The 814-nt window shown below is 79.6% G+C and carries 1 pseudogene; it reads right to left on the reverse strand.

Annotation, left to right across the window (positions count from 1 at the left end):
• Positions 1-814, reverse strand: a pseudogene (locus tag AC13HU_RS37805) (ThiF family adenylyltransferase); the annotation flags it as partial.

Consider the following 814-nt stretch of genomic DNA (forward strand, 5'->3'; position numbering starts at 1 on the left):
GTCCACACCCCGGCAGGTGCGCCGGCCGCAGCCGCACCGGCCTCGGCCTCGGCATCGGCAGTAGCCTCAGCGCCGCTCCCGCTCGCGGCGCCACCGCCCCCGACGCCGGGCACCGCCGATGCGTCGTCCGCGATCCCTCCTTCCGCCCCCGCCGGGCAGCCGGTCCGCATCCGCGCCGCTGCCCGGCACCCGCAGCGACTGTCCGCCGGCAGCGCCCGCACCCGGGTGGACAAGCGGGAGAGGGACAGCTCCACCCGGGCGCCCGCGCTCGGTGGCACCCGTCCGTCCAGGTGCGCCAGTACGTGCGCGGCCGCCAGCCCCGCCACCGCCGTGGCCAGTGCGATGTCGCAGGCCGGTACCGCGGACGGGCGTCCCGAGCGCAACTGGGCCAGCACCCGGGGCAGGGCCGGATCGAGGTCGGCCAGTGCCAGGCCCTGGCACTCCCCGCAGCTGCTGCGCCCGGGCAGTACCAGCGGCCCGACCAGGCCGATGCCCTCCAGCACCCCCGCGTAGAGGTGCGGCACCCCCGAGGCCACCAGCCGGCGCGCCTGGACCACATCGGGTGCGTAGGCGAGCAGCCCGTCCCGGGGGGCGACCACGGTGACCGCATCGCCGGCCGCCGCGCCGGCCTCGCTTCCGTCGGCCCGCGCCGGCACCCGCGACGCGCCCCCCGGTCCGGCCCGGCCGTGCCCGCGTGTCACCCCGGGCGCGGCGCGGCGGACCACGCCCCTTCCTGCGGCGTCCCGCCGCTCACCGACCTGCTCGGCGGGGAAGCCCGCAGGGCCGATGTCCCATGGCTCGACCCGCCCCACGT

The sequence above is a fragment of the Streptomyces sp. NH27 genome, from assembly GCF_056859195.1.